The 7,155-nt window shown below is 68.0% G+C and carries 4 protein-coding genes; all 4 read left to right on the top strand.

What is annotated here, in order from left to right:
* The coding region (locus tag R6V09_RS41525) for an aminotransferase class III-fold pyridoxal phosphate-dependent enzyme (RefSeq protein ID WP_317886668.1) at positions 1 to 2,751 on the top strand (2,751 nt) is incomplete at its 5' end.
* 61 nt (positions 2,752 to 2,812) lie between these two features.
* Positions 2,813 to 4,525 (top strand): carbamoyltransferase N-terminal domain-containing protein, encoded by a 1,713-nt coding sequence (locus R6V09_RS41530; RefSeq protein ID WP_317886669.1) that lies wholly within the window; start codon positions 2,813 to 2,815, stop codon positions 4,523 to 4,525.
* Positions 4,526 to 4,613: 88 nt separating this feature from the next.
* Positions 4,614 to 6,413, top strand: a complete 1,800-nt coding sequence (locus tag R6V09_RS41535) for a flavin-containing monooxygenase (RefSeq protein ID WP_317886670.1) — start codon at positions 4,614 to 4,616, stop codon at positions 6,411 to 6,413.
* Positions 6,414 to 6,672: 259 nt separating this feature from the next.
* Positions 6,673 to 7,155: condensation domain-containing protein (locus R6V09_RS41540; RefSeq protein ID WP_317886671.1), on the top strand; the 483-nt coding region annotated here is incomplete at its 3' end.

Below are 7,155 nucleotides of genomic sequence, written 5' to 3' on the forward strand. Positions count from 1 at the left end.
GCCGTGCGGCGAGCTCCGGCCGGGTCGGCGGTTCCGCTGGCCCCCGGCGCGCGTGGCAACGCGCCCGGCCTCGCAGAGACGGCGCAGCGCACCCGCTATCTGAGGACGCTGGCCGACCGTTTCGGCACCCGGACGAAAGGTTCGAAGGAGTTCGCCCAGCGGTTCCGGCCGATGGTGGCCGACAGCCGCTCCGCCATCGGCTTCCGGCCCTCGACCAAGGAGATGCTGTACCCGATCGTCGCCGAGCGCGGCCAGGGCGCGCGCCTGTGGGACATCGACGGCCACGAGTACGTCGACCTCACCCTGGGATACGGCGTCCATCTCCTCGGGCACAATCCGCCGGTCGTCATGTCGGCGATGCGTGAGCGCATGGAGCTCGGCTTCGGCCTCGGGCCGCGCACCCAGGTCGTCGAGGATGTCGCCGCCGCCCTGCTCGAACTCACCGGCATGGAGCGGGTCGCCTTCCTCAACAGCGGCACCGAGGCGGTCATGACGGCGCTCCGCATCGCGCGGGCGGCGACAGGCCGCGACCAGGTCGTGGTCTTCTCCACCGCGTACCACGGTCACTCCGACAGCGTGCTCGCCGCGCCGTCCCACGAGAACGGCGTGTTCCGCACCAGGCCGATCACGCCCGGCATCCCGGCGGGCGCGGTGGAGAACGTGCACGTACTCGAGTTCGGCACGGACGAGGCACTCGACTTCATCGCCCGGCACGGCTCACAGCTCGCGGCTGTCATGACCGAGCCGGTGACCCTCCGCACTCCCGGCGTGCAGAACCCCGACTTCCTGCGCAGGCTGCGGGAACTCACCCGGGCGCACGGCGCGAAACTCATCTTCGACGAGATGGTGACGGGCTTCCGCTGCCATCCGGCCGGTGTCCAGGGTCTGTACGGCATCGAGGCCGACCTGGTCACTTACGGCAAGGTGATCGGAGGCGGCATGCCACTCGGCGTGATCGCCGGACGCGGCGGGATCATGGACGTCATCGACGGCGGCGTCTGGAACTTCGGCGACGACTCCCGCCCGACGGTGGAATCCACCTTCTTCGCCGGTACGTTCAACCAGCATCCGCTGACCATGGTGGCGGCGAAGGCGGTCCTCGACCATCTCCGCGCCGAGGGGCCCGCCCTGCAGCGGGACCTCGACCGCAAGACCGAGACGTTCGTGGACCAGCTGAACGCCGATTTCCGCGAGCTCGACATGCCGATCGAGGTCCGCCGGTTCTCCTCGCTCTTCCGATTCGAGCACGAGGTGAACATGGACCCGTTCTATGCCAACCTGCTCGACCGCGGGGTGTTCGTCTGGGAACTGCGCAACTTCTTCCTGTCCACCGCGCACGAGCCTGCCGACCTCGACCACATCCGCACCGCGGTGCGCGAGTCCGTCGCCGAGCTGCGGGCCAACGGCATGATCGACGGCGTGCGGACGGGCCCGGCCGAGTCCGGGCCACGTTCGGCGCCGCTGCGCAGCACTCTCGCCCAGCGGCAGTTGGCGGTTCTCGACGAGGACGGGGTGCCCGCCTATCAGACGTCCCTCGGGTACTGGCTCGATGGGCGGCTCGACCTCGCCGCGCTGCGCACCGCCGTGCAGGGCCTGGTCGCCCGCCACGAGTCCCTGCGGACCACGCTCGGCGCGGACGGCGACACGCTCGTCGTCCGTCCCGCGGTGGAGACGGCGCCGGCCGATGTGCTGACCGAGTACACCTGCGCGGACGGGGACGACCTCGAACACGTCCTGCGGGCCTGGGCGGCGGAGCGGCCGCTCGACCTGGTCGGCGGTCCGGTGTTCCGCGCCGCGGTGGCGCGGGTCGGCCCGCAACGGCATCTGCTGCAGATAGCGGTGCACCACGCGGCAGTGGACGGCTGGTCCCTCAGCGTCCTGTTCGACGACCTCGTCGCGCTGTACAACGCCCACTGCCGGGGCAGGACTCCGCAGCTGCCGCCGGCTCCGCAGTTCCGGGACTACCTCGCCTGGCACGAGCGGGTCGGCGCCGGCCCCTCGGCCGCGGACCACCGCGACTACTGGCGCTCCCTCCTCAAGGAGGCACCGACGCCGGAACTGCCGACGTCGGGGCGACCGGCCGGTTTCCCCCACCCCGCGGTCCGGCACAGCATCCTTCTCGACGCCGAGTTCTGCGATCGCATGCGCGACGCCTCCCGTACCGAGGGCGTCACGGTGTTCGCCTATCTGGTCGCGGCCTGGGGGATGTTGCTGCACCGGCTGACGGGGCAGGACGATGTCGTCGTACCGGTCGCGTCCGCCAGGCGCCCGCAGGAGCTGGACCAGGTGGTCGGGTACTGCTCCAACCTGCTCCCGCTGCGCCTGCGCCTGTCGGCGGACGTCCTGGCCGTCGACTATGTGGCCGAGGTCCTGGAGCAACTGGTGACCGGGCTCGAGAGCCAGGACTACCCGTTCGCGGACCTGCTCACGGAGTTCGCTCCGCGCGGAGAGGGCCTGCGCAGCGAACTGTTCACCACGTCGATCTCGTTCTACCGCCAGGTTGCGCCGCCTCCCCTGGACGGGCTCACGGTGTCGGAAGCCGACCCGTTGCCGATCACCCACACCGGTCACCCCCTGGCGCTCTACGTCATGGACGGCTCGGACGGATTCCGGTGCGACTTCGAGATCGCGACCGACGTCCTCGACGCCGATCTCGGCGAGCGGATCCCGCAGTTCTACCGGACCCTGCTAGGCGCCCTGGTCACCGACGGCGAGCGGCCGCTGGCCGAGCTGGACCACGAAGACCACTGAGGCCGTCACGGCCCCGACCCGAACCACTCCGAGTCACCGGACACAGGAAAGACGTGAATCCATGATCACTACCGGCCTGAAGCTGACTCAGAGCGGCGGCATCGCGCTGCTCAACGACGACCGTCTCGAGTTCAACATCGAGATGCAGAAGATCGCCAACGGTGCCCGCTACAGCAACGTGGACGAGATCGACGACCTGGTCACGATCATGTCCAAGTTCGGATACCAGCTCGGAGACATCGGCAAGTGGGCGGTGGACGGCTGGGACGGCGCGGTGGAGGGGCGCGTCAAGCTGCTCAGCGGGGGCACCCCGACCGAACTCGTCGTGGCTCCCTACCGGGAGACGGCGAAGGTGCCCGACCCGGGCCTGCCGGGCCACCGTGGTCGACTGGTCATCGGTGGACAGCCGATGGACTACGACAGCTACGTCCACGTGGCCGGCCACCTCGCATCGGCCTACTGCACCAGCCCGTTCGCCCGTCGCGGCGAGCCGTCGATGGTCCTGGTGTGGGACGGCGGTTGCTTCCCCCGTCTCTACTGCGTCGACGCTCAGGGGCGTATCGAGCCGGGTGGCGAGGCGTTTCCGCTCATCGGCCACACGTACTCCATGACCTCGCAGTACTGGGGACCGTTCAAGCGCCAGAACAAGTCGACCCATGTCGATGACCTCTCCGTCGCCGGAAAGATGATGGCGTACATCGCTCTCGGCACGGCGCGGGAAGAGATCAAGCAGATCTTCCGTGAGGAGTTCTTCGAGTATTTCGACGCGGACTCGCCCCGGGTCCGCACGTACCGCCAGGACATCATCGGCTGCGGCAGCACCGGTGAGAAATCGCACGCCTACGTGCACGAATACCTCAGGGCAGTACACCTTCGCACGGCCGGCCTCGGCCTGCCCGACGAGGATGTCCTGGCCAGCGTCCACGTGTTCCTAGAGGAGCTGTTGCTGGAGCGCGTGACCGCGAAGATCCGGGCGTGGAAGGGCGGTGACCGGTGGAACCTCTGTTTCGCGGGCGGCTGCGCGCTGAACATCAAGTGGAACAGCGCCCTGCGCGCCCACCCGATGATCAAGGCCATGTGGGTTCCTCCGTTTCCCGACGACTCCGGTGTCGCGATCGGCACGGCCTGCCTTGCCGCGGCCGACGGCGACGGCCTCCGGCCGATCGAATGGGGCACCCGGCTCGGACCGGAGCTGGAGCCGACGAACGACGTGCCGCAGGGGTGGAGCGTGTCGCCGTGCACACCGGAGGAGCTCGCCCGGACGCTCCACACCACGGGCAAGCCCGCGGTCGTGCTCCACGGCCGTGCGGAACTCGGGCCCCGGGCGCTCGGCGGACGCAGCATCATCGCCCCCGCCACCGACGCGTCGATGAAGAAGCTCCTGAACGACATGAAGCGCAGGGAGCACTACCGACCCGTCGCGCCGATCTGTCTCGAGGAGCACGCTGCCGTCGTCTTCGAACCGGGTACGCCCGACCCTCACATGCTCTTCGAGCACTGGGTCCGCCCCGAATGGGTCGATCGCGTTCCGGCGATCATGCACCTGGACGGCTCGGCACGGCTGCAGACCGTCAACGAGCGCGACGACCCGAACCTGCACGCCATTCTTCGCGAGTACTACAAGTGCAGCGGGCTTCCGGTCCTTTGCAATACGAGCGCGAACTACAACGGTTTCGGCTTCTTCCCCGATGTTGCCTCGGCAATGGAGTGGGGCCAGCTCGACCTGGTGTGGAGTGAAGGCGTCCTCTATCACAGGGAAGTTTCGGCCCGCTAGGCCTCGGTCCCATACCCAGCTGATATGGGGTCTGCCTCGCCGGCGAGGCAGACCCGCGCCCCATTGAGCACCGGAGGAGAGCCCTTTTATGTCCAGGCGCAAGGTGTCGGAGCATATTGCGAAAAACGCCGCCGAGCGGGTCAAGAGACTGCGGCCGGACGGCATCGACCAATACCTGCCCCTGAGTGGTGGGTTCGCGCACATGGCCGAGGATCCCTTCACCGATCGCATCGAGCGCGAGCCGTACCGCGACCACGTCACGGTCGCGTTCATCGGCGGGGGGTTCGCCGGCGTGATGACGGGTGCCCATCTCAAGGAGGCGGGGGTCACCGACATCAGGATCGTGGACAGCGGCGGCGACTTCGGCGGAACCTGGTACTGGAACCGGTACCCGGGCGCTCAGTGCGACATCGCGTCCATGATCTATCTGCCGTTGCTGGAGGAGACCGGCTACGTGCCCACCGAGTGGTACGTGCACGGCCCGGAGATCCTGGAGCACTGCCAGCGCATCGGCAAGCAGTACGGGTTGTACGAGAACGCGCTCTTCCATACCCGGGTCACCGGCTTGGAGTGGGACGAGACCACCCGGCTGTGGACCGTGCGGACCGACCTCGGTGACGAGTTCACCGCCCGGTTCGTGAGCCTGGGGCTCGGCCATCTGTCCACGCCGAAGCTCCCCGGCATCCCGGGCATCGAGACCTTCGCGGGCCGTGCCTTCCACACGAGCCGATGGGACTACGCCTACACCGGCGATCCGGTCGGCGGACCGTTGGGCAATCTGCGGGACAAGCGGGTGGCTGTCATCGGCACCGGCGCCTCCGCGGTGCAGTGCGTCCCTCACCTGGCCACCGCGTGCCGGGAACTGCTCGTGTTCCAGCGCACGCCTTCCGTGATCGAGGTCCGCAACAACCGGCCGATCGACCCGGAGTGGTTCGCGCAGATGGCCACGCCGGGATGGCAGCAGCGCTGGCTGGACAACTACGCGGCCAACATGACGGCGAAGGAGCAGCCGGCCGAGGACCTGATCAACGACGGCTGGACCGCCATGGCCAGCATGTGGCGCAACGCCGAAGAGGGCTCGCAGCCTGACTCGGACACGTCCGAGGAGATCGGCGGCGAGTACTACGCGGACATGGAGAAGATGGGCCGGCTCCACGCCCGGGTGGATGAAACGGTCGAGGACCCACGGACCGCGGAACTCCTCAAGCCCTGGTACCACCTTCCGTGCAAGCGCATGACCTTCCACGACGAGTACCTGGACGCCTACAACGTGCCGACGGTCCGTCTCGTCGACACGGACGGCAAAGGCGTCGAGCGGATCACTCCGCAAGGTGTCGTAGTGGACGGCACCGAGTACGAGGTGGACTGCATCATCTATGCGTCGGGGTTCGAGGTCGGCACCGCGCCCACCCGGCGCGCCGGATTCGACCCCGTCGGCAGGGACGGCAGGCGGCTGTCGGAGTACTGGGCCGACGGCATGCGCACGATGCACGGTCTCCACGTGCACGGGTTCCCCAACGCGTTCCTCGTTCAGCCGCTCACGGGCGGGACGCGGTTCTCCAACCTCACGCACAACCTGTCCGAGGCGGCCAAGACCGTAGCGGCCGTCGTCGCACACGCGGTCAGTACGGAGGCCGACGTCGTCGAAGTCACCCGGCAGGCGGAGGACGCCTGGATGGGCAACGTGGGGATCGATCCGGAGTGGCGTACTTTCCTGGGCACGGAATGCACCCCCGGCTACTCCAACAACGAGGGAATGGATCTCGGTCCGCATTCCCTTTGGGACGAGCACGAGTTCCCCGACGGACTGGGCTTCTTCCAGCACCTTCAGGAATGGCGGGGCAGTGGGGAGTTCGAAGGCCTGGAATTCCACCGTTCGGACAGGTGAAGCAGCTTTTCCTGTCTCGCCGGCGAGACAGCTCTCCCGGGCTCCGTCGAGTGGTGCCCGGGACTCATTCACCCTGGCGAGTGCCTCCTGTTAGCCTCGCCAAGTCGATGCAACTCCGCTTTCTCTTTTGCCAATTGATTCTGCCGACATAACGGCTCCCGATCCCGCTGTGGCCCGACGCCTGGCTGGTGATTTCGGCGCCTGAGTCATCGGCTGCGGATCGCGACTGGTAGCGGTCGGAAACAGCGAGGTAGCCTGCATGATTCCGTTGTCGTTTGCGCAGCAGCGGTTGTGGATCATCGGTCAGTTGGGGCCGGGCGCGGTGTACAACATGCCGTTGGTGCTGCGTCTGTCGGGGTCGTTGGACCGGCGGGCGCTGGTGGCGGCGCTGGGTGATGTGGTGGGCCGGCACGAGAGTCTGCGGACGGTCTTTCCGGTCGTCGATGGTGAGCCGGTCCAGCGGATCCTGCCTGCTGGTGGGATCACGCTGCCGTTCGTCTGGACGGACACCGACGAGGAGCGGGTGACCGAGCTCGTGGTCCGGGCGGCCGGGTATGTTTTCGACCTCGCGTCCGAGATTCCGTTGCGTGCGCACGGTTTCGCCACCGGGCCGGACGAGCACGTTCTGGTGCTGTTGGTGCATCACATCGCGGGTGACGGCTGGTCGGTGGGGCCTTTCGGCAGGGATCTTGCCACCGCCTATGCGGCGCGGATCGCCGGGACGGTTCCGGCGTGGGGTGAA

The organism is Streptomyces sp. W16 (genome assembly GCF_033194735.1).
In the GTDB taxonomy this organism is placed as follows: Bacteria; Actinomycetota; Actinomycetes; order Streptomycetales; family Streptomycetaceae; genus Streptomyces.